Annotated in this window: 1 protein-coding gene; it reads left to right on the top strand. The window is 38.5% G+C overall.

Going from position 1 to position 1,310, the window contains the following annotated elements; translation table 11 throughout:
- The first annotated feature begins 242 nt into the window (after positions 1-242).
- Entirely contained in the window at positions 243-1,235 is a 993-nt protein-coding gene (locus AC07VK_RS24770) for an IS110 family transposase (RefSeq protein WP_492963983.1), read from the top strand.
- The last annotated feature ends 75 nt before the right edge of the window (positions 1,236-1,310 follow it).

Genomic DNA, 1,310 nt, shown 5'->3' with positions numbered 1-1,310 from the left:
CGTCATCTCCTTTGGTTTATCCAACTGATTTTCTTCTTCCAAATAGTATTACAAGAAGAAAGCTTGGTAAGCGTTTAAATAAAAGGCAGGGTGAACTTCCGTCATCTCTAGTTCACAGAACTTATGGTCGTATTAGTCCCTGCCTTTTATTACTGTCCAAGGCCTAGCTAGAATACTTTCTTTGAACTATCAAAGGTGATCGGCAAAAGACAGTTTATTTAAATATACTAAAAGATAAACGTATGGGAAACTGGAATGTTATTTTAGGAGTAGATGTATCAAAACTTACACTAGATATCAGTTGTGCAGAACGCAGGCTGCATATTAAGATCGATAACCATAGTAAAGGATTTGCCATGTTTAAAAAGTGGTGCAAAATCAATTCAATTGAGCTTAAAGAAGTACTGGTTGTTATGGAATTTACAGGCGGCTATGAGTACCGTTTTATCCAGTTTCTGGAATCGCAATCAATAGCCTATACCAGGCTATCTGGCCTGCAGATCAAAAATTCAATGGGCATGGTACGCGGAAAAAACGACAAGGATGATTCTTTCCGCATAGGTCAGTATGGAGAGGATAAGATCAAGCGCCTGGAGGCATCCCGGCCATTGAACAACAATATTCTTATACTCAGGCAGCTGCTTTCCTTTCGGAAAAGACTGGTAAGGGAAAAGGCTGGCCTGGAAAGTACTTTAAAAGAAAGGATATACATGTTTTCAACCGGCAAGGATGATAGGATCAGCAAGATTATCCGCTCAAAGATAAAAGCAGACCAGAAGCATCAGTCCGAAATAGAGGCTGAGATTGCCTCTATTATCAAGCAGGATAGAGAGATGCTTAAAAATTATCGTATAATAAGTAGTATAAAGGGAATTGGCAAGGTAAATGCCTGGATGACGATCGCCTACACAGAAAATTTTGCATCTTTTCCAGACGCAAGGAAGTATGCAGTTTACGTGGGGGTAATACCTTTCGGAAATACATCTGGAACAACTATCAAGGGAAAGCCAAAAGTGAGTTATCTGGCACAAAAGGAACTAAAACAGGAACTCAATCAGGCCGCAAAGTCTGCTATGCAGCATGATCCTGAAATATCAGCTTATGCAGAACGTAAACAAAAGACCAAAGGCTATAATCTTGTTTTAAACAATGTGAAGTTCAAACTGATTTTAAGGATGTTCTCACTTGTTAAGAGAGGAGAAATGTATGTAGAGAATTATAGGAGAGCGTCATAAAAGCTAAGAAAAACTCCAAAAAAAGAGTTTTTCTTAAAATAAATTTGCAATTGTGGTAAACCTAGAATACGACCG

The organism is Pedobacter sp. GW821-FHT01D05, from assembly GCF_059422505.1.
This window is presented reverse-complemented; position numbering and strand designations above follow the sequence as displayed.